General features: G+C 59.6%; 21 protein-coding genes. All 21 read right to left on the bottom strand.

What is annotated here, in order from left to right; genetic code table 11:
- Positions 1-2 precede the first annotated feature (2 nt).
- Positions 3-3200, bottom strand: a complete 3198-nt coding sequence (locus tag HPT27_RS10610; RefSeq protein WP_172242859.1) for a tape measure protein — start codon at positions 3198-3200, stop codon at positions 3-5.
- A 23-nt stretch (positions 3201-3223) separates the two neighbouring features.
- On the bottom strand, positions 3224-3505 hold the full coding sequence (locus tag HPT27_RS10605) for a DUF1799 domain-containing protein (protein ID WP_172242856.1): 282 nt from the start codon (positions 3503-3505) through the stop codon (positions 3224-3226).
- Positions 3506-3600: 95 nt separating this feature from the next.
- Entirely contained in the window at positions 3601-3924 is a 324-nt protein-coding gene (locus HPT27_RS10600; protein ID WP_172242853.1) for a hypothetical protein, read from the bottom strand.
- Positions 3924-4835: a phage tail tube protein gene (locus tag HPT27_RS10595; protein WP_172242850.1), complete on the bottom strand. Its 912-nt coding sequence runs from the start codon at positions 4833-4835 to the stop codon at positions 3924-3926. Before HPT27_RS10595 ends, HPT27_RS10600 begins: the two co-directional genes overlap by 1 nt.
- A gap of 2 nt (positions 4836-4837) precedes the next feature.
- Positions 4838-5032 (bottom strand): hypothetical protein, encoded by a 195-nt coding sequence (locus tag HPT27_RS10590; RefSeq protein WP_172242847.1) that lies wholly within the window; start codon positions 5030-5032, stop codon positions 4838-4840.
- Between the two features lie 13 nt (positions 5033-5045).
- On the bottom strand, positions 5046-5483 hold the full coding sequence (locus HPT27_RS10585) for a hypothetical protein (RefSeq protein WP_172242844.1): 438 nt from the start codon (positions 5481-5483) through the stop codon (positions 5046-5048).
- Positions 5480-5782, bottom strand: a complete 303-nt coding sequence (locus HPT27_RS10580; protein WP_172242841.1) for a head-tail joining protein — start codon at positions 5780-5782, stop codon at positions 5480-5482. Before HPT27_RS10580 ends, HPT27_RS10585 begins: the two co-directional genes overlap by 4 nt.
- 5 nt (positions 5783-5787) lie before the next feature.
- Positions 5788-6117: a DUF2190 family protein gene (locus HPT27_RS10575; protein ID WP_172242838.1), complete on the bottom strand. Its 330-nt coding sequence runs from the start codon at positions 6115-6117 to the stop codon at positions 5788-5790.
- A gap of 118 nt (positions 6118-6235) precedes the next feature.
- Complete coding sequence (locus tag HPT27_RS10570; RefSeq protein ID WP_172242835.1) at positions 6236-8410, bottom strand: ClpP-like prohead protease/major capsid protein fusion protein; 2175 nt, start codon at positions 8408-8410, stop codon at positions 6236-6238.
- A 59-nt stretch (positions 8411-8469) separates the two neighbouring features.
- The gene (locus tag HPT27_RS10565) at positions 8470-8784 is read right to left on the bottom strand and encodes a phage fiber-tail adaptor protein (protein ID WP_172242832.1); all 315 of its coding nucleotides are present in this window, start codon (positions 8782-8784) and stop codon (positions 8470-8472) included.
- A 9-nt stretch (positions 8785-8793) separates the two neighbouring features.
- The gene (locus HPT27_RS10560) at positions 8794-11208 is read right to left on the bottom strand and encodes a M14 family zinc carboxypeptidase (protein ID WP_172242829.1); all 2415 of its coding nucleotides are present in this window, start codon (positions 11206-11208) and stop codon (positions 8794-8796) included.
- A gap of 12 nt (positions 11209-11220) precedes the next feature.
- Positions 11221-11700, bottom strand: a complete 480-nt coding sequence (locus tag HPT27_RS10555) for a hypothetical protein (RefSeq protein WP_172242826.1) — start codon at positions 11698-11700, stop codon at positions 11221-11223.
- 29 nt (positions 11701-11729) lie between these two features.
- Positions 11730-13265: a phage portal protein gene (locus HPT27_RS10550; protein ID WP_172242823.1), complete on the bottom strand. Its 1536-nt coding sequence runs from the start codon at positions 13263-13265 to the stop codon at positions 11730-11732.
- Positions 13265-13468, bottom strand: a complete 204-nt coding sequence (locus tag HPT27_RS10545) for a primosomal replication protein PriB/PriC domain protein (RefSeq protein ID WP_172242820.1) — start codon at positions 13466-13468, stop codon at positions 13265-13267. The genes HPT27_RS10550 and HPT27_RS10545 overlap by 1 nt, the downstream gene beginning before the upstream one ends.
- 2 nt (positions 13469-13470) lie before the next feature.
- Entirely contained in the window at positions 13471-15453 is a 1983-nt protein-coding gene (locus tag HPT27_RS10540; RefSeq protein WP_172242817.1) for a phage terminase large subunit family protein, read from the bottom strand.
- Positions 15450-16061, bottom strand: coding sequence for a hypothetical protein (locus HPT27_RS10535; protein ID WP_172242815.1), 612 nt, complete (start codon positions 16059-16061; stop codon positions 15450-15452). Before HPT27_RS10535 ends, HPT27_RS10540 begins: the two co-directional genes overlap by 4 nt.
- 244 nt (positions 16062-16305) lie before the next feature.
- On the bottom strand, positions 16306-16965 hold the full coding sequence (locus HPT27_RS10530; RefSeq protein WP_172242812.1) for a DUF6441 family protein: 660 nt from the start codon (positions 16963-16965) through the stop codon (positions 16306-16308).
- 18 nt (positions 16966-16983) lie between these two features.
- Positions 16984-17289 carry a hypothetical protein gene (locus tag HPT27_RS10525; RefSeq protein WP_172242809.1) on the bottom strand — a complete coding sequence of 102 codons (306 nt, stop codon included), beginning with the start codon at positions 17287-17289 and terminating at the stop codon, positions 16984-16986.
- Between the two features lie 242 nt (positions 17290-17531).
- Complete coding sequence (locus HPT27_RS10520; protein WP_172242806.1) at positions 17532-18128, bottom strand: bacteriophage antitermination protein Q; 597 nt, start codon at positions 18126-18128, stop codon at positions 17532-17534.
- 40 nt (positions 18129-18168) lie between these two features.
- Positions 18169-18741: an ATP-binding protein gene (locus HPT27_RS10515; protein WP_172242803.1), complete on the bottom strand. Its 573-nt coding sequence runs from the start codon at positions 18739-18741 to the stop codon at positions 18169-18171.
- Positions 18742-18962: 221 nt separating this feature from the next.
- Positions 18963-20114: a DUF1376 domain-containing protein gene (locus HPT27_RS19070; RefSeq protein ID WP_328820683.1), complete on the bottom strand. Its 1152-nt coding sequence runs from the start codon at positions 20112-20114 to the stop codon at positions 18963-18965.
- Positions 20115-20142: the final 28 nt, after the last annotated feature.

Raw genomic sequence — 20142 nt, 5'->3', positions numbered from 1 at the left:
GCTTACTTGTCGCCTCGAATATCGCGGGCAAATCGGGAAGTGGATTGAACGGGCATTGCATCGCGGGCGACCGCATCGGCAAACGCCGGCACGATTTCACGGTGCACGACTTTGGTCATCTGGCTATCGAGTTCAGACGCCGTCATGCCGTCACCGTGGACATCGCCGACGGTGACATTGATGGTGGTGCCACCATTGGGAGCGCCGCCGATGACGGTACTGGTGCCAATGACTTGCGGGAGTTGTGGCGCGCTGTTGGTGGCTGCCGTGACAGCAGCTGCGCCACCACCGGTGCTGATGGAGCCGCCGCCACCACCTCCCCCACCGCCAAACTTGGCCGACTTGATCTGCTTGATTTGCATGATGCCGGTGGCCAGTACCGACGCTGCCGCAATCAGGTTCAGCGGCCACGGATTCTCCAGCGCCATCGCGACACCTGAGTAGGTGCCGACAATCGCGTTGGCGAGACCGGCGGCCTTGTTGATTTCGAATGCTTTGCGGCTGTGGTTTGCCAGTTGCGCCGTGATCTGCGTTAACGCGCCGATGCCGACCTGAATCTTTTGCCGGGCAGTCAGCTGCTCCCACCAGATGGCCATGGCCGATCGCTGCGCGTTGAGCGTATTTTCTTCGTCAGCATGAATCTGCTGCAGGGCAAGAAACTGGGTGCCGTACTCACTGGCCACCAAGAGGGCTTGCTCTTGATACTCCTGCTGGGTCAGGCGCCCCTGCTCCAGGCTTTCTGCGAGCTTTGTCTGCTTGGCCTGGTAGAACTCATCGAGCATCGCCAACTGCACGGCGTGATCCTGCGCCAGCTGCTCTGACGCCGAGAACTCCGGCAGATTGATGCCGCCGAGCGCTTCGCTATCTGGAGCGCCACCGGCCTCGCGGATGGTGTCGAGTGTGCTGCGGCGTTGTTCGTCTTCACGCTGCTGTTGGCGCAGCGCTTGGGTCAGGTCATAGATGGCACCGGCCTTTTGCCGAATCGCATCCCGTTCGGCCGCATCAGCGTCGGTACCGGCCTTGGCCAGTTGCAGAGCGATGAAGCCTTCGCGATTAGCGCCTTGGCGGGCGTTGACTTGATCGCGCAGGGTTTTCTCTTCATCTTCCAGGTTCTTGAGCAGCTGCTGATGCGGATCCAGCAGCTTCACCTTCATGTCGTAGTCCTGCTGCTCCAGTTTGAGCAGCAGATCGAGCTGAGCGGCGTTGCCGGCATAATAGATTTTCAGGGCCTGGACATTGGTGGCGTGCTGCTTGTCCAGCGCCATGCGCTGCTGAAAGGTTTGGATCAGCTGCGTGTTGAGCGACTTCGCCCGCTGCTCAATCTCTTCGGCACGCTTCTTGGCTTCGTTTTCGGCCTGTATCGCGGCCTCTTTGTCGCGATACAGCTGGACTAGGCGCTGACCGTCATTGAGCGCCGTTTTGTCGGTGGCGTTTGCCGCCAGCTGGGTGAGCTTGTAGGCATCGAGCGCGACGCCGGTGAGGCCGAGCGTATTGATGCGCTCTTGCAGCTCCTTGTTGAACTGGGCCAGATTCTTGTTGGCTTCGGCAGCGGCCGGCGTTTTCTGGCGAGCCTCTTCGTAGACCGCGATCAAACCGCGCCAGTAGGTCACCAGCTGCTGCGCCTGCTTGGCCTCTTCGCTACGGGCACCGTTGGACGCGACCGAAAGTTGCAAACCCTTTTCGGCGGTGATCAGCATGCGTTCGGCTGTACGCAGCCGCGCTTCAGCCTGCGCCGCACTCAGAGATTCCGACTTGACCGCGCCAAGCCGCTTATCGAGCAGGTTTTGCTCTTGCGCGGCGAGCCGGGCCGTAGCAGCGGCGTTGCGGTCAGTCGCCGCGGCCGCCGCATCGTTGGCGCTGGCGGTTTGAAACAGCAACGGAGCAATGAAGGCAAGAGCAGCGATCGCTATGCCGAATGGGCCACCAAGAAACGCTGTCGCTTTGCCGAGCACGTTGTTGGCTTGCGCAAGACGATGAGTGGCGGCATTGAGCACGCCTTTGGTGCCGATCTCTTTGTTCTCAGCAACGCTCACCGCCGCCTTCATGGCCAGTTCGTTTGCTTCGGCTTCGCGCAGCGCTTCAACCGCGGCGGCGTTCAGGAAGAAGCCGGGGGTGGCTGCAGCGGCAGCGCGAGCGGTGTTTGCTTCAGCAGCGGCAAGGGCATATTCCGTTTTCGCCGCTTCGACGTTGGCAGCTGCCATCGCCATAGCGGCGCGTGCAGCATCAACGTTCGCAGCGGCTTCCAGTCGAGCTGCAACCACACGGCCGATGGCCGCATCTGCTGCCTGCAGGGTACGGACCGACACCAGTGCGATGCCAGCAGCCAGCGTGCCCTGAATCAACGGGACCATGCCGGGGCTGGCCATCACGCTGGCGATGTTGGCAAAACCCTCTGCGAACACCGACAGCGGCCCGCCGGTTGCTTGCGTAAAGGCAAGCTGCAGCGATGTCACTGCATTGCCCATCAGATTCAAACTGCCTTGCGTGCTCTTGGCGGCTTTTTCTGCGGCGCCGTCATACTCGGACAGCGCCCGGATCAGCGTGTCGCGGAACATGTCTGAGGTGACTTTGCCGTCGACCACCATGCGCCGGAAGCCGCCGGCGGTTTGTCCGGATGCCTTGTCGAGTTTTTGCAACAAGCCAGGCAGCGGCTCGGTGACCTGGTTCAGCTCTTCCGCGCGCACGGTACCGGATGTTAGTGCTTGCGAGAGGCCGAACATGCTTTGCGCGGTTTGGGCTTGGCTGGCGCCCAAAAATGCCGAGGCGTTGGCCATGCCTTCCAGAATCTCGCGCCCCTGCTGGCCACTGACAATGCGGGCCTCTTCCAGTGCCAGCACGCGCACATAGCTACCAGAAAGGGTTTGCAGGTCTTGGCCGTACCGCGTCGCCAGCTGCGACAGATACGCCTGGTTGCGGGCGTAGGCATCCGCGCTGCCTGACAAGTTTTGCAGGCGAATCTGTGTTTGCTCGGCAGCAGCAGCCTGCGAGAACAAACCGGCAGCAAATTTGCCGGCCGTAATGACGGCCCACGCCCGCGCAACCAAACCAACATCAGACTGCAGCTGCTTGAAGCTGCTGCTGGTGGCGTCGACACTGCTTTGCGCGGTGGCGGTGAAGCGTTTGACGGCGTTCTCGCCCTGCTGCATGCCACTAACCAGCAAAGAGCCGTCCGCCGCCAGGCGGATGGTGACATCAGTCATGGATGGATTCTCAAAGAGAAGTGTCAGGCGCCGAGACCGGGCGACCGGGATGAAGCGTTTTCGCGAAAGGTTTCGATTGCGGTGTTTTCGAGCAGCTGAAGCCGCGCAAAATCTTCACCGGTGAGCACCAGCCCGGCGTAGCGCCACGGCAGTTCGGCAGCTTGATAGTCCAGGCCGTAGGGCAGTCCGTTGGGGTGCATGCGCCACTGCGTGCCGCACAGCTGCAGTGCGCGGACTGCTGTTGCGTTTTCCGGCAGAATTTCCAGCTCTTCACCACGCCGGGACTGCAGCGCTTCGGCGATCACCTCTTCCGGGGCGTTGCAACTGCGCAGCTCGGCTTCCAGATCGTCGAGGTCGGCGGCGCTGACGCTGGAACTCGCCCAGCGCCGCGCCGCCGCGATCAGTTTTTTGCCGGGGCCGCCGCCGACGCCTGCATATAGCCGGTGAACAGCGGCATCCGGATGAAGGCGTGCTGCAACAGGTCGTGAAGGTTTTCCTGGCTGAAGAGCAGCGGATTGCCGTTTTCGTCTTCGAAGTCCTTGAAGCCGACCACTACTGCCTTGAGCAGGGCGATATCGTTTTCATCACTGAGCTTCTTGAACTCTTCGTGCGTGATCAGCTTGTAGGTGATGGTCACCGGTTTTTCGCCGATGACACCACCATCTTCCGGAACACGAATCGTGACCGGCCACGATACCCGCGGAACTTTCTGGAATCGAAACATTAGGCGACCTTCAGGATGTAGTCATCGTTAACGGTGAACGGGATTTGCAGCATGGAAACGCCGTTCTTCTCGGTGCGTGATGGCTTGCCTAGCTGCAGCTTTTGCGCGGTGATGGAAACGATGGAGCCGGCCACGTTGCCGTGCTGCATCGAGACGGCGAGCTCGTTTTCCGCCAGCACTTCCGCCCAGTAATCTTTGGTTGCCAGCGTCGGCTCTTCGATGGTCAGCGTGCCGGCTGGCTTGCGATCGGTGACCTCGATGGACTTGGCACCGATCAGCTCGTGATAAGTGCGCTCAACCGCAACATCCAACTCGAAGGTCTCCAGCTTTGCCGCAAAGCCGCCCAGCGAGAACGTGCCGAGCGCGTTGCTGACGACTTTCGGCGCCTTGAAGGCGGTGAATGTGCCGGTCGGGTTTGCTTGCGCGATAGGCGCGTTGTAGAGACCGATGAAAGTGAATTCCATCACCGGGATGCCGCCGACAGCGAAGGTGTACTTCACGCTGCCACGGGCACCGGTAATCTTGTGCAGAATGCCGTCGTGGTAGACATAGAAGGTGGTGGAACCTTCGTTGGTGTTGACGGGCGTGTATTGAACGTCAACGCCGGCAGAGATGGTTTCTGAATGGGCGCAGCCTTTCAGGATGGCTCCATAACCAGGCGCGGTGCCGGCAGCGCCAGCCCCTTGAATTTCCACCTGAAAAGTCAGGGCGCAGTGAACGCCTGCCAGCAGCTTGGGGTTATTGCCGGGCGTGCCGCGAAGCAGCTCCCGCTCCACTTCTTCCGCTTCGATCGCCGTCAATTCAAGCGAGCGCGTCAGGACGGCGTTGGCGGCACCGGTCGGTACCGGGTCGGTACCGTAGGTGACTTCCGATTTCGCCAGCAGAATTTTGTTTCGAACTTTCAGTGCCATGATCAATCCTCTTGCACGGTTTCGGGATCAGCCGCCGGCACTGCCGTCGGGGTGGTAATTTCGGTTGCGGGTTCGGCCGCTTCGAGCGGCACGACGCGGCCGTTTGGCAGCCGGCTGTAAGTGCCGCCGCTCTTCGGCAGGGGATCGGGCAAGGCTTCGCCCTGCAGCGTCTCGGCCACATCGTTTGAGGTCGTCATGGGAAGCCTCGGATTAAGTTAGAAAGTCGGCTTGGTATTGGATGCGAATGGGCAGATGCAGATAGGCCAGGCCACCGTCTTCATCCAGTTCGTACTCGCCCTTGCCGTCCTGCCTGATATCGATGATTCGCTGATCAATCTCGGCACCGGTAAACATCGCCTTGCGAAAATCGGTCAGGAACTCATCCAGCCGCAGATCCGGCTCATCGGGTTCGCTGGTGATACCCACAATCAACACGCCGAGCTCGCAATCGTGAAGTGATTGCGTGTGCGGCTGTGAATCCGTTGTGTTGGGTTGAATGGCGATCATGTCGCCGCGATTGAACGCGCTGATGGCATACGCCGGCCAGCCAAGCTTTACCTGCAGCCCGGAATCCGTCAGATAGCCATTGGCCTTGGTGACCGTTTCCAGCCGCGCCTTCAGAGCCAATTTCAGTTCACGCTCGATCATTCTGGGCGCTCCGAGGCTAAGACGCGGGCCACTACCCCATCGTCGGCATCCATGCGGGTGACGCGATAGCGCCTGCCAAGCACGGTAAATTCATTGCCACGGTCGGGCCGGCCGACTTCCTCGATCAGGAATTCAAAGCGCCAGAGCGCATCATTGGCTGTGCCAGATGCACCACTCAGGAATTCACGATCCGGAATGACACGGCACGGCACATCGCTATCGGCACCGTGAAAAATTGCGGGCACGGCGTCGCGAAACAGCCGGCCCGCAATCTTGTGCGGGAGTTGGTCCCAGCGCACGGCGATTAAGCGAAGTTGCCGAGCAGAATGCGGCCGACAGTGTCGCCCGATGCTGCCGCTTCTTCCGCCACACCGATCAGCAAGTTGGTGCTGACAGTGGTGGTGACCGCCTTGGTGGTGTCGTTCCAGTACAGCTTGGCGCCGACAGTCCATGCTTCACCGGTGGTCTTCGGCAGATCGAAGCAGCCAGTGCGGTGAAACTGACCTTTGGCGCCGTTAGCCACATCATTGATGGCAACGGCGAAGATCGAACCGACCTTGCAGCCGCCGCCCGACGATACCGCGTAGGGCGCCGTCAGTTCGACGGTGTCGCCACGATGAACATAGTTTTTCATGCTTGCAGTTCCTCACATGTTGCAACTCAGGCAAACGGCACCTTAGCTGCAGGGGAAAATTGAAATGGGCTGCAGCGCAGCCCATTTCGTTTGCTTTGATTGAGGGTTAAGCCAGCGATTACGCGCCGGCGTTCTTGACCATGGTGCGGTGATCCAGGGCGCGGACACCGGCGTCCATGCGCACCTTGAATTCCACGCCATCCACCTTCCAGCCGTCCTGACGCTCCAGCACCGGCGCATCGTTGCCATCCAGATAGGCGACTTCGATAGTGTCGAACTGATTTTGATCAGCCAGCAGGTAGTACGCGGTGGCGCTGGCCACATCCAGACGCGCATCGGCGATAACGCCCGCGATGTTGCGGATGATGTTTGGCGACTTGCTGTTGGCTTGAGTGAGGTCGGTCTCAGACTCGATTGCAGCGATGGCCTTGCCTTTCAGCGCTTGTGGCACGAGCAGGTGCTTGGGCGTGATGTTCAGCGGCGCACCACTGGTGCCGTCTTTCTGCAGCGCCATTGCAACACGCATGATGTCGATGGATGCCTGCGACAAAGCGGCGTTGGTCGGCTGGTTTTTGTGGTTGGTGTTGTCAAACACGGCAAAGCCGTCGGCCATGTTCGGGTTACCGGTCAGGATGGCGAAGACCAGGTTGCCGACGGTGCGGTAGGCCGCCCGAGACATGGCGCGCGGGATTTTGCTGAACGCATCCAGATCATCGTTGATGATGGCTTGGCGGGTGATGGCAAACATGCGGCCATAGGTGGCCAGCTGAATCTGTTCGCCCTTATCGCCGACGCTGGCGTACTTGTATTCAGCACCCTCCGGAACCTCCAGCAAGGCTGGGAAGTCGTTCAAGCTGGCGCGCTTGGCGATCTTGAAGTCAGCCAGATTGCCTTTGTTGGTGAACAGCTGGAAGGTCTCGCCCGCTTCTTCCGCGCCGCGCAGCAGTGCTTTGTTTGCCACGTTCTCCAGAATCTTGGAGAAGTCGCTGGTGCCGTGGGTGAATGCCACACCGATCATGGTCATGGTGTCCATGCCGCGATCCGCGATGCCGGCACGCTGCAGACACGCCCGGGCAATTTCACGCAGGGTGTAGCCGCGGAACTCGTTCTGCGGGTCGTTGGCAGCGAAGCCTGCGCGAATTTCCAGCGCGGAGGTGGCGCCGAGAATGAATTTTTGCTGCGCATCCTGGCCAACATCAATCCGCGACGGGCCGGCGGTCGGGGTGGTCGGGTTACTGGCCGGAGTCAGTTTGGCCAGCAAGTCTTGGCTGGCCTTTTCGATGCTGCAGGCGTGATCGTTGAGGCACTGATCGCGCAGATCGTTGTGTGCATCGCCGAAGCGGGCAAACAGCGCCGAAATGCCGTTGCGGCGAGCTTGGTCCTGCGCCAGAGTTTGCGCGCGGATCGCGGCCTCATCAGTAGTTGCCACTGCCGGGGCGGCAACGGCCGGCGTGACAACCACCGCACCAGGCGGGTTGGCGACAGCCGGGAAAGGGTTACGTCGTTTCATGGGATCATCCTCATCAGTGGTGGTATTAGCCCCGGTGTCGGTGGCCAAGGGCGGGGTAAACAACGCCTTGAGATGCGCCTGTGGTGCGCGCTGCAAGTCGCTGTAGTTTTCAAGCTTGAATGTGTCGTGAATGCGCAGACTGGCGCGGGCTTGGTCGTCGAGGGATTCAATCACTTCATCGACAAAACCGGCTTCGATGGCTTCAGCGGCGGTGTACCAGGTTTCGTCAGCCATCAGCTGCTTGATGGCGTCGGCTTCTTTGCTCGACTTGCGGGCGTAGATGGCAACCATGTTGTCGCGATTTTTGTCGAGCAGGTCGGCTTGCTTGCGCAGCTGATCCGCATCGCCGGCGGCCCATGTCCACGGGTTGTGAATCATGTAGAGCGCGTTGTCGCGCATCTGAACGGTGTCGCAGGCCAGCGCGATGATCGAGCCCATGGATGCTGCCAGCGCATCGATGACGCACGTGGTTTTGATCTTCAGGTCACGGACCATGTTGTAAATGGCAAGGCCGTCGACGATGGAGCCGCCGGGCGACGACAAGCGCAGCATGATGTGCTGCATGCCTTTGGCGACTGAACGCAACTCTTTGTTGAAGTCACTTGCCGTGACGCCCCAAGGGCCAATTTCGCCGTACAAGAACACCTCAGCCGTGCCGGCGCTTGCGCGCATGGTGTACCAGCCTTCGCCGTGCGCCTGCGGCCCCGCCATCGGCACGCTTGCCATTGCCGTTGCGGCCACCAGCAGCGCCAGATTCGAACGACGGAAATGTGTTGTTTTCATGGAAACCCCTCAAACAAAAACCCCGCACTGGGCGGGGTTGGGTGTGGAAAGTGAAGTGGTTAAATGATGACTAACGCGAACTCGGTTTCGTCTTGATCGCCGTTGCTGCTTTGCCAGCGGCATTTGATCAAGTGCCGCTCGCCCGCAACGCCGCCGCCGAGGCGTACCGTTACGCTCGTCGTCGTGTTGCTTTCAGCGCTCTTTACAACGGTGGTGCCGTCCGGAATGACCCATGTCGGCGCCCCGGCGATGAGGCCGCCGTTGAGTCTGTTTTTGACGCCGAGCGTGTAACTAATTGCGCTATAGGCTGGCTTTTCTACAGCCAGCGTTCCGTCTTCCTCAAAGTGGAATCCGACCCGTTTGCGCTCAAACATGTTCAGCCCTCAAAGATTGATGCGGCGCAGTTCAGGTGGCATTTCAACGAAAATTGCACCGAGTAGCGCATCCACGGTGACAACGATCTGCCCTTCCGGGCTATTCGTTTCGATGGCGTCAGGCGTCCCTCCCGCACCAGCCGGAACCTCAATGCGGCCGCTTGGCGCGGCGACATTGACACCGGGCGGCACGCCGGAAGCGGTGACGTTGCTGCTTGCGTTTGCGGTGCCAGTTGGCGCGCTCACAGTTACCGATGACGGCGCGCCGCCACCGGTAACGTCGCTGCCGCCAGCAGTGGCATTGCCCGTTGGCGCGCTCACGGCAACCGGTGATGGCGTACCGCCACCCGTTACATCTGCGCCACCAGCAGAGGCGTTGCCTGTTGGCGCGCTGACCGTGATTGTCGGTGCAGCGCCGGACGCATCCACGCCAAGCAAGCCCGCTTCAAACCAACCTTTGATGGTCGCGGCCCAGCCTGCGCCGACTGCCATATATCCCGCGAGCGATGCAGCTTGATCGCTCACTTCCGCGGTCATCGCCGGACCAACACCTTTGGTGTTGATGAAATAGTCGGTCGTAGTGCTGTCGTTGGTGCTTGGCTGCGATGCGATACCAGGAATTGCGGCCTCAACCACTGCTCGCAACGCGGCAAGATTCGGGGATTCAGCCCGGTAGTAATAGAACGCTACCTGCGAGCCGGCCGACAAGTCGTGAAAATCGACCAGCGCGCGGACCCGCGAAAAGCTCGCACCATGGTCGGTGTTGAGTAGCGCCTGCCACTTTTGCGCCGTCTGGTTCAGCGTTGACGGTTTCCATTCACGGTTCAGGTTGTCGCCGTCTGAAAAGCCGACGCGCGGCTCGTACCGGCGGTAACCGCCTTTGGTTCCGTTTGGTGCGCCGATGGGGCGCACTACAAAATTGAATGAGTTCCGCAGCGTGGCGTACGTGGCATCGCTCAGCAATTTGTCGACGCAACCGCGCAGCTGGATGAACCCGTGGTCTTCGCCCGGGTGCAGCATCGAAAACAAACAGATTTCCGGCTTCAGTGCCGGCACGCCAACGGCATCGTTACCGATGCGAAACGCCATCATCGGCTCGCCGCTGATCGTGCGGCCCAGCTCGTCGGCCACAGTTGGCGCGGTGTCGCATTTGTAAGCTGTGCTGCCCAGCGCCACCCTGCTCGGCACGTCGTCGTGAATCAGCGTTGGGTACGCTGCCACCAGCTTGGCGATCCAGTCTTCCGCCTGCGGGCGGATGCCCGGCGGCATCGAGCAGATGTAGACCGTTTCACCGGGCGCCATCGGTACCGAAAACGTCAGGATTCCGCCGGTCGCGCTGCGGGCGATTGCGGTCCATGCGTCAATGTCGTTCAGTGTGTTGGCACGGTACGGGCCCGGCCATGTTGAACGAACTGTATTGGTTCCACTTTCTTCGTTGGCCAAGTCAATGTTGACTGTCGCCGTTTTGCTTTCCGAACTGTCGTTCACCAAGCAAAAGCGCACGTGCTGCCAGATAGGCGTACCGCCTTCCGGATTGCGCATCACGATGTTGACGATCGGCGTCGACGTGCTGCCGTTGGTCACGGTCGATGCCGACAGACTCACGTTGGAACCGAAGAACTCAGCGATAGCCAGCGGATTGCCAGCGGAAGCCGCGCCGGTCGGCGCGGTGATCACAACGTCATCCGGGGCGCCTGACGCGGTCACATCGCCGCCGGCGGCCGATGCTGTCCCTGTTGGCGCCGTTATCGTTACGCCAGCCGGGCTGCCCGATGCGGTGACATCCGCATTCAGGTATGTCAAATCCACACTGACAATGTGCGTGCCGGTACCGCCGCCATCGCTGGCGCCTGCCGTGGCGGCTGTCGAGGTGCTGGATGAATACAGACCGATCTTGCCGGGGTTCTGCAGCACCGCGTCACTGATGGTGACCGGACCGCAGAGGACTGTTACGCCGTCAGCCGCATAAATCGTGAAGACGTCGTTATTGGCTTCACAGATGAATGTGTAATTGGTGTTGGCCGCAATTGTAAAGCCGGCACTGGCGTTTGGCGTACCTGGGAACGAGCCGCCCACCACACCGAAGATTTCCAAAAACGCTGCGGTTGAGCTTTCCGTGCGCAGCCGGAAATGAACCTTGTTGCGACCGGTGGTTGCATTTGTTGACGTGTCACGCATCGTGACGCCGATGCGTTCAACGAGCGTGGTTGAGTCAACAAATAGAGCCAGGGCAGCGCGGCAATTCTTATCCGCAACCGCGTCACTGAACTGATAGAAGGTTGTTACGTTAGCGCTAGCCCGATAAGCGCGGCTCCAACCTGTGAGCTTGTAGATGCCGGTCGAGCCGGAAACCTTCGATGCTCCGATACCGGCTGCATCGATATCGGTGTTGAGGGTACCTACGAAGGTTTTCGGCCACGACATGACATGCCCCGATCAGTACGTGAAGACGAGCGGTGCAGTGATATCGAAGGTAAATGTGCTATTGGAACTGGTCACGGTTGACCCGTTATCGATCACCGTGATCAGCTCATCCTGCGAGTTGGTGCCGATGTCGAAATACAGTGCGAGATAGCGCGCGCCAACGCTGGAGCTGGTCCAGACCGGGGCGGTGAACGTTACGCGCACCTGGTTGGTCGCAGTGTCCAGCGTGATGGTTGCGGTAACGGTCTGGCCGCCGGCGGTGTAGCCGGTGCCGGACGCCTCAAACGCAACAATGTCATCGACAAAATCATGCGCATCGGCGTCTGGCGTGTAGCTCGACGTCAGCAGCATCGCCTTGACGGTTTTGCCGGTGTAGTAGGCGTTGACGATTTTCTGAACGGTAACGCCGTACGTCGCCGAAGCGGCAAAACTCGGACCGGCGAACGCGATCAGGAGGACGGCAAGTAAAAAGTGTTTCATGGTGCGCAACATGATGGCTCTCACATTGGTTGGTGGTGGGCTTACTTTTTCGGGGTAACTTCTTGGTCAGGCTGTTCGTGGTCAGGGGCTTTTGTGTCCTCTTCGGCTGGGGTGTTGCCGATGGAGGCAGGCGCCTTGTCGTTTGCAGCATCGCTGTCAAAGACCAATCCGCGCTTGTTGTCCTCTTCCCGCTCGCGATCAATCTCATCGATGACATCGTCGGGGTTCTGGCCGCTTGCGCGAATGTGCTTGCTGCGCGAGCACAGCCCAGCACGAATTTCGTCGGTCTTGGCTTTGATTTCGTGTACCGGGTTGATCCAGGGCATCGGCGGCACCAGAAAGTCCGCATCCAGCAAGGTGTCCAGATCCACATCGGCGGGAACTTTCAAGCCGCTGGAGATAGATGTCAGCACAAACCATTCGTGCACCGGCTGGCTGAACTGGCCAATGAAGTCGTTGGCGATGACGCCGTATTCATCCATGTTTTCGACCAGCTCTTGGCGCTGCGAGCTGTAGGTGCCGTTGTAGTTTTTGGAAGTCGATGAATACCCAGCTCTTGTGCCGGCAGAAACGGCTCGCTGCATGGCATCCCGAAACGGCTGCAGCAGCACGCTCGGCCGACTGCTTTCGATCACGCCGACCTCTTCGCCCGGAAGAAGGTCATCGAAAATCATGCCGTTGGCGATTTCCAGTTGGCGATGGCTGGAAGTGGGATTGCCCGACTCATCGCGCTCTGGGGCGACGTAAGACTGCGGGTCACCTTTCTTGATGTACGCCGCCAGACGGGCAGCCACCCGAGCAGCCACGCGCTCTGATTCTTCATAGTCCTTGATATCAGCCAGACGAATCATGACAGCAGCAAAAATGGAAATGCCGCGGTACTGATGGAAGCGCTTCACGATTCGCGGATGGAGCAGCTGGCTTGCCGAAACCCACTTGGTTTCGCGCACTGGCAGCTGACCGCCGGGATGACCTTTGTAAAGTCGGTACCGGGTCGGCTGACCCCATGCGTTGATTTCAATGCCACCGCTAAGGTCGATGTCGTCAGCAAGGAAGTCGATTTCCAGCATTTCAAGCGACATCTGCGTTTGCGTGCCGTGATTCAACCCGGCGATGTTGCCGGCATGGATCAAGCTCAGCAGCTCGCCATCACGCAGCCAGGTCCGGAACGCCAAGCGCTCCAACTGTGGCCATTTGTACTGGCCGCTGACATCAGGGCGCTTGTCCCAGTTTTTGCGGCGCTTCAGCAGTTCCTTGATGAACTCGTTGTGCAGCCCGCCACCAATCCGCTTGATCTGAGGCTGAACCGCAATGCCGTTTGCACCGATGCAGCGTGTTTCAAGCGTGTTGAGCACGCCGGCGGCGAGATCGTGATTTTCATCGAGGTCGCGAGCTTGTTCGCGCAGGCTCCGGCCGCTGACCCTGGCTACGACTTCGCCACTGCCTTTGCTCTTCTTCGCCTTGTGGGTCCTGGTTTGGCGGGCCGCTTCATAGGCCGCGACCATATCGTGGGCGCGTGCCCGCTTCGCTGCCCATACAGGCGCCACCGTAGTGATTAGCGACTCAAACTTGTTCATCAGCAGAAGCTCGCAACGGAGGGGCCAGCACGGCGACCGCCCTGCTCGGCGGCAACGCGAGCTTCCCACTCGCGGCGGCCGGCACGGATCTCGACCAGATCTTCAGACGTCCACAGCTTTTCGCCATGCCGATAAGTCTTGCCTTCCAGCACGGCCTGCTCAGCGGTGATATACAGCGCCACCATGTCGCTTGCTTGGCTCATCGTCAGTCACTCATAAACAGTCCACCGCGGCGAGGCGGTGGTGTTGAAGATTCGAGCGCTCGCACGACCGGCACCGGACTGATTACCGGTGCCGGGGTGCGTGGTGCTTCGCTCGGGGCGGGTGTTACGGCCGGCGCCACGACAAACAGGTCGCCGGTTACAGGTTCCAACAAAGATTCTTTGCGCGCCCAGTCATGCTCGCGCAATTTGTAGACGGCGATATCAGGGTGATAGGCCGCGACAGTTGCATAGACAAATGTGTCCAGCGCTTCGTTGCGCCGCTTTTGATACTTGACCCATTTGTTGCGCGTCGGGTCAAACACCTCAGCGGTGAGCTGATCAAAATAGGGCTCGTCAAGCTCTTCACTGAATCGGATGCGGCGCTCAAGTTCCGGGCGCTCACCGTCTCGGTGAAGGTGCGCAAAAATGCTGTGCTTTGCAGTGTCGGTACCGACAACGAAAACCTCGGCACCGTTCCGCATGGTCACGCCACGGTGATTGATGTCCACCTTGGTCGGCTTTCCGATAATCGGCTTACCGGCTTGGCTCGCACCGCGCAGCGCGATGACCCGGCTGAACTTGCGGGTCCGGGCGTAGTGATACACCTCATCGGTTCGGTGACCGCCAGAATCGACAGCAGTCTTTTCAATCCGCATGTCGACGCCGAATTGATTGCGGATTGGCGTGGAGCGCAGTTCGTCAAGCTTCCGCCAGGGCGAGCTGTCACTGTCACGATCACTGGTGTCGCCGAGAATGACGCCGTAATCGATTACCCATCGGGTCTCGTTGCGACCCCAACCGATGATCTGGTATTCGAGCCGGTCATCCTGAGTGTCGACCCCCATCGTCAGCAGCAGGCATCCGCGCGGAATGGTCCGCAGCTTGTATTGCTCACGCCGCTGCAGCAGCGCCTGCGGCTTGACCTGGCTGCTGAGGTCTTCCCATGTTTGTGCCAGCGCGGTGTTCACAAACCGCTTCAGCAGAATCGGGTCGTCTTTGGCTTCCAGAAACTGCTGTGCGCGCTCTCTCCACGTCCGACCAAGACCGAGTGGAGAGTACAAGCTGTTGAGGTGATAGCCGCGAACCGTACGCTCCGGAAACCGTGGCCGCCATTCGCCTTGCTCCAGCATGCCGGTCTTGAAGCGCTCTTCGATTTTTTCAGCACAGGCCTCGCACTCGTACCAGCAGTCCTCGACTTCATGCGCAAATTGGGCGCCGGCGGTCCATTTGATCTGTTCCCAGCGCAGCACCTGGTAGTGCCCGCAGTGTGGGCAGGGCACGAAATACTGACGCTGGTCTGATTTTTCGTATTCCTTTTCGATCCGGCTGGCGCCTTTGATTGTGGGCGTCGAGTTGTAAAACACTTTCCGGCGCGGAAAGTTGTTGGTGCGCTCTTCAGCGAGGCCGCAAGGGTCGCCCTCGCCGTCGACGTCATCGTCGTACGCGTCGACTTCATCAAGCGCCAGGTACTGGACCGGCATTGACCGCAGCGAGGCCGCACTGTTTGCGCCAGCAATCCGAAGGAGGCCGCCGGGGAACTCCTTCATCATCGTGGTGTTGCCAGAATCACGTGAACGTGACGGCCGGATCTTCTTCGAAACCGCCGGGCTGTTGGCGATCACGTTGGACAGACGCTGCTTGCTCCACAGCTCGCCGACCTCAATCGTTGGCTGGACCACCAGCATCGGCGCCGGAAACCGCTCAATGACCGCGCCGCACCAATTGTTGATGGCCTCGGTACCTGCGACTTGGGTCGGCTTCATGAACACTGTGCGCTGACAAGGGTCATGTGGCGACAGCGTGTCCATGATTTCGCGCAGGTATGGCACCCGGTCCGTCGACCACTGGCCCGGCTCCGGACTCTCCGTGCTGGACAGTACCCGGTTGCCCTGCGTGTCAGCCCACTCGCTGATTGTTTGTTTTGCGGGCGGCACAAGTCCCGCCACGAACGATCGCATGGCGATGGCAACGTGCTGCGTGTTCATTGCTGCTCTTTTACGATCTGCTCAATGTGCTCTTCGCACTTGGTGACGGTCAGGCGCAGAGCCTCGTCAATCGCTTCGTCCAGCAAAACGAAATTGGCGTGCACATCAGTCGTGAACTGCGGTGCGAGCCGGGCTTTGATGTTGTTGAGATTCTGCCGCAGCTCGATCATCACGGTCGCAAAGGCGGTCTCTGATGCCGACCGGTCCAGCACACTGCCAAGAGATTTGTCCAGCTCAACCTTTGCCATGTCGGCGAGGAATGTTTCGCGGCGAGCTCGGGCCAGCTGAAAGTCGTACACATCGATGAGCGGAGTGTTGTCGTCACCGGTCGATGCGCTTTGTGTCGCAGAGCCTGGAATGTCCGGAGCGTCATGGCGGACGAACTGAGTCACCGCATTGTCAACGCGGGCTTTCTGATGCCTGTCCGCTACCCCCTTCTTGCTTGGGTCCCTGGTCTCGGCCAGCTTGGCCTCGGTCTGCTCAACATCGATCAACCGCTCTTTGTCATCAGCAAAAACAACGCGGCCGAGCCCGATCAACTTCGTCACGTAGCTGGGCTTGAAGCCCTTGAGACGTGCAAATTCGGATCGCGTTGCGGTGGTCATCATGTCCTGTTCTGTGCTGGGCGGTGCCACCCGTAACCCTTTTCACCTGCGGTGCCTATTCCCTTTCACCTTTCACTATTTCACCCTTCACCATTTCACTAACTCTCAATACCTGTGGCTAGCGAAACCACGCGGCCCCCGAACCCGTATAGGTCGCGGCTGCGGGAGGACCCATTCACTTTGGGTTGAGGCCGGTAACTGGTCGGTCGTCTCGCTGGCTGCAGCGCGCGGCCCGAGCCAGCCTGCATCATCCGTATTTGCTACGGAGAGACTGCAATTGATTGATCACTGCACCACGCAGCAGCTGCTTCAATGGCCCACGTACCGGGTCAAATGTCAGGCGCTTTTGCAACGTCACACGGGGCACCATCACTGCAATTGGTATCTCGGGTGTGCGATTGCGTTTACTGAACCGCTGCGCACCGATACGTACATTCCACGGTTGCAATATGGCCCTGCTCTCAGGGATGGTTTCTGCCATCAGCAGAATCTTGCCTTTGCGCTCGAGCATGAAGGCATTGCCCTGACGGCGCAGCTGCCGAATCTTGTTTCGAAGCGACTTCTCACTGATCCGCCTACCAGGCTTCAGGTTTATGGGTATCAGTAGAGCCCCACCCTTGGCGCCTATGCTGGCGCCCTTCACATGCGTATCCAGCGCGGCAAATTTGTGCCGGTACAACGAAAGCGGAGCTCGATCCTTATCCTTGGCATAGACAAACGCACCCCACGCCATGGCAAAGCTTTCACGCTTTATCCGCAGATTGCGCTTCATCTGGCTTGCCAGCACCTGCTTGACTGGTTTGCGGATGTCATACATCCCGCGCCGGGTGGCCGCGAATACCTCACGCGTCGTCGCCTTCAGCTTTTTGAAAGCTGCATCGGCACTGACCGACCCCGATATCTTCATGGCGCGTTCCTGCTGAAATCACCCCTTCTTGAGTTGGGCGACAAATCGCAGCACCAGCTCTACCGTTCTGCCGCCGCCCAATGCAGAAAACGCCCCTAGCGTGATCAGCTGCAAGCCATTCAACCCTTGCAACAAACCCAGCGCCCAAAGGCCAACGCCGAAAATGAGCGACAGCAACAGCTCACCAAGCAGCTTGCGAACGTGCAACGGCTCATCGCCAATCAGGCGACGGGCCACCACTCCAAGCCACAACATGATGATGATCACGAACAGTCGCCAATCGTTTGCGGTCTGCTCTACGGCCGTGTTTGTGCGGTCGGGCATGTCGGGTCCTGTGAAATGGTGCCGGCCCCTATCGACGTGACGATCGCGACGTTCCGGCAGGGAATAAAAAAACCCGCAGATGCGGGTGGTGGAAAGGTATCCAGCAATGGCCAGAGGGAAACGCGGAAAGCAAAAAGGCCAGCGCGATGGCTGGCCTTTTTGCTTGCAGTGTGTGGACCCGGATGGCTTTGGTCGCAGAACACCAACAATAGAAATAAGCTAACGGAAGTGTTACCAAACCGTCAAGCCTTGATCGCGACTTTATTTTGAACCGAAGCACCCGCTACCGGTTCCCGCTCCGCCGATTCTTCCTCGCGCCACTTGGCCAACAGCAATTCCACCGGCTCAATCGCTGCCTTGTCCAGTTCATGGAGCCAGTTCAAAGCCGCCTCCCAGTGCGCCCGCCAATCCCGTGCAAAATGGGTCCGACTTACCGCCAGTCGCCGCGACACTTCAGCGTCGGTCAACAACGTACGGCGGGCCAGGACACGCACCTGCATATCCTCCATGGCTGCGGCCGAAAGGTGCAGCCACCGCCGCACCATCCGATAGTTGACCTTCTTCGCGACATCGGCCGTCACCACATCAAACAGCGCCTGATGAATACTCTCGAACTCTGTCCGATTGAACTCCGCTCCGTAGGCGTAATTGACCCAGGCGCACTGCAGTGGATTCAAACGGTTGGTTACCGCCAAGATCTTGGCCGCCTTCAGTGCCTCGATATCCCGCCAACCAGGCGCTGTGCTCTTTGCCAAGCGAATCAGGTTGCCCTGTCCGCTGCGCTGTTGGATTGTCATGGCATCGTGAAGTGCGTCGCGGGCATCGTTTAAGCGGATCATCGCAAGTCCTTATCGTTATCAATTTGGTAGAAAAAGCGTGCTAGCGATTCGAACCGCGATAGCTCAGCCAATTGCACAACACCATGCTGGCCCCACCCTCACGCAACCGGTCAAAGCTCCGCGCACCCAACGACTTCACCGTGCCGTCGATATCGAGATTGCTGCTCACCACGGTCGGCTTGCGAAGCCGGTACCGGGCATCGATTACGCGGTAAAGCGTAATCTGTTCCTGATTGCTGCCGTTCTGCACTCCAACATCGTCAAGAATCAGCAAGTCTGCAGCTGAAAACGAATTGACCACCTCCCGCTCTGTGGTCTGCGCATCACGGCGCCACGTCGCTGCAAACTCATCCATCAGCTCAGACACCGTGCAAAACAACACCGTCTTGCGACGAGCCAGCAGCGCATTGCCAATACCGCATGCCAGATGCGTTTTCCCCGCGCCGCACGTGCCCACGATAATCAAACACCGGCCGGCCTTGGCGTATTCATCGAACCGCTCAACGTAATCGCGGCAGGCACTCAGCGCCGTGACCTGACCCGGGTGAATCGCGTCGTAACCATCCAGCGACTTGGACTGGAATGCCGGCGGAATCCGGGCGCCACGCAGCACGCTGAACGCCGACTGCTCGTGCCGGCACTCCGGGCAGCTACCGCGACAACGCTCAATCCCGTTTGCATCCAGAAAATTAACCTGCCACTGCCCGTGCTGCTCGCAGTGTTCGAAGTACGGCGCAAAAGCCCGGTGTTGCATCAACTGAACAACGTTTTTCTTGTCCAACAGACTCGCGACGCTGTTCACCTTCGTGTGATCGCCCATCGTGATATCCCCCGTCATAACCGGTACGTCCCATCCGCCTGGAGCACAGCGCCATGCCGCAACGCTGAGCCCGTGTAGTCTTGCTTTTCGAAATCGTTGTGTACCGGCACAAAACCGGTCTCGGTTGCCTTTGGAATGCCGGCAGCCTGCATGCGCGCCAATGTCGCGTCGACGTAGGAAATCAAATCCGCAATCGGCCCTTTGGACTTGGCTCTCGCTTGCTCGACAGCAAGGGCGACCTGCTCCACCGTCACCCCGGCGGCGCACCAGCGCTGCAAGATCTCCGGCATGCGCCCCGTCGAGCGCTCACGGACCCCGAACCGGGTCCCGTACTCGCGATTGAACCAATCCAGCCAGAAGCCCGGCGTCTTTGGCGGGGCTGGCGGTACTGCCGTGGCGGGGCCGTCTGGCTGACCGAGACCTGGCAACGGCAAAACGTTCGCGCACGCGCTGTCTCGTAGTCGAGATGGATGATCAGTACTCTCGGTGTTTACTACTGGATCTTTTACTATCCCTATCCCTATCCCTTGGATCGCATTTCCCTCGGGACAACCCGCATTGTCCCGAGGGACGTCCCGCATTTCTTTGCCGTTGTCCCTCGGGACGTCCCCGCCATTTTCTTGTTTGTCCCTAGGGACAATTGTGTTTGTCCCTAGGGACAACTGCTTGCTGTCCCTAGGGACAGACGCCAAAGCGGCAGGAGACACACCGGCCAGAAACTCCGCAAACGTCGGGGTCGGCAATAAAACCAACGCCCGCTGGTTATGCTTTTTGATGCGCGCGCATTCGGTTTTCCACCGCTGTTCTTGCTTGGCCTGCCATGAGGTGACCGCCTTCTCGGCAATCACTGGGTGATACAAGCGGCCATCGCTGCAACGAATCCAGCCGCGCAGTGCGCCTTCACGAACCGTCAGCCACTCCTTGACCACGCGCCCATAGCCCGCCAGCTTTGCCAGCACCACGTCATCATCTGGCAAGCTCGCGGCCGGCACCTGATGCCAGGATGCACACCACAGCAACACCGCGGCCCGGAACTCATCGCCCGATGTCAAAGAGGCAATGTCGCTATCCCGGAGCCGGACAACGTCGAGCGGCATGAACGCGAAATCGCGCAGATCACAATCTGACGGCGTCAGCGGGTTTGGCAACACCAAGGATTGACTCACGCCAGCTCCTCTCGGGCACGTCGATACA

It is taken from the genome of Permianibacter fluminis (assembly GCF_013179735.1).
In the GTDB taxonomy this organism is placed as follows: Bacteria; Pseudomonadota; Gammaproteobacteria; order Enterobacterales; family Permianibacteraceae; genus Permianibacter; species Permianibacter fluminis.
The sequence above is the reverse complement of the archived record's forward strand: the minus strand, read 5'-3'. Positions and strand labels throughout refer to the sequence as shown.

Excerpts from the sequence above, each read along its gene's own strand:
- HPT27_RS10555 (WP_172242826.1), bottom strand. The coding sequence starts at position 11,700 with ATGTTGCGCACCATGAAACACTTTTTACTTGCCGTCCTCCTGATCGCG.
- HPT27_RS10525 (WP_172242809.1), bottom strand. The coding sequence starts at position 17,289 with ATGCCCGACCGCACAAACACGGCCGTAGAGCAGACCGCAAACGATTGG.
- HPT27_RS10570 (WP_172242835.1), bottom strand. The coding sequence starts at position 8,410 with ATGAAAACAACACATTTCCGTCGTTCGAATCTGGCGCTGCTGGTGGCC.
- HPT27_RS10560 (WP_172242829.1), bottom strand. The coding sequence starts at position 11,208 with ATGTCGTGGCCGAAAACCTTCGTAGGTACCCTCAACACCGATATCGAT.
- HPT27_RS10565 (WP_172242832.1), bottom strand. The coding sequence starts at position 8,784 with ATGTTTGAGCGCAAACGGGTCGGATTCCACTTTGAGGAAGACGGAACG.
- HPT27_RS10530 (WP_172242812.1), bottom strand. The coding sequence starts at position 16,965 with ATGAAGATATCGGGGTCGGTCAGTGCCGATGCAGCTTTCAAAAAGCTG.
- HPT27_RS10610 (WP_172242859.1), bottom strand. The coding sequence starts at position 3,200 with ATGACTGATGTCACCATCCGCCTGGCGGCGGACGGCTCTTTGCTGGTT.
- HPT27_RS10540 (WP_172242817.1), bottom strand. The coding sequence starts at position 15,453 with ATGAACACGCAGCACGTTGCCATCGCCATGCGATCGTTCGTGGCGGGA.
- HPT27_RS10585 (WP_172242844.1), bottom strand. The coding sequence starts at position 5,483 with ATGATCGAGCGTGAACTGAAATTGGCTCTGAAGGCGCGGCTGGAAACG.
- HPT27_RS10575 (WP_172242838.1), bottom strand. The coding sequence starts at position 6,117 with ATGAAAAACTATGTTCATCGTGGCGACACCGTCGAACTGACGGCGCCC.
- HPT27_RS10600 (WP_172242853.1), bottom strand. The coding sequence starts at position 3,924 with ATGTTTCGATTCCAGAAAGTTCCGCGGGTATCGTGGCCGGTCACGATT.
- HPT27_RS10550 (WP_172242823.1), bottom strand. The coding sequence starts at position 13,265 with ATGAACAAGTTTGAGTCGCTAATCACTACGGTGGCGCCTGTATGGGCA.
- HPT27_RS10545 (WP_172242820.1), bottom strand. The coding sequence starts at position 13,468 with ATGAGCCAAGCAAGCGACATGGTGGCGCTGTATATCACCGCTGAGCAG.
- HPT27_RS10590 (WP_172242847.1), bottom strand. The coding sequence starts at position 5,032 with ATGACGACCTCAAACGATGTGGCCGAGACGCTGCAGGGCGAAGCCTTG.
- HPT27_RS10535 (WP_172242815.1), bottom strand. The coding sequence starts at position 16,061 with ATGATGACCACCGCAACGCGATCCGAATTTGCACGTCTCAAGGGCTTC.
- HPT27_RS10595 (WP_172242850.1), bottom strand. The coding sequence starts at position 4,835 with ATGGCACTGAAAGTTCGAAACAAAATTCTGCTGGCGAAATCGGAAGTC.
- HPT27_RS10520 (WP_172242806.1), bottom strand. The coding sequence starts at position 18,128 with ATGATCCGCTTAAACGATGCCCGCGACGCACTTCACGATGCCATGACA.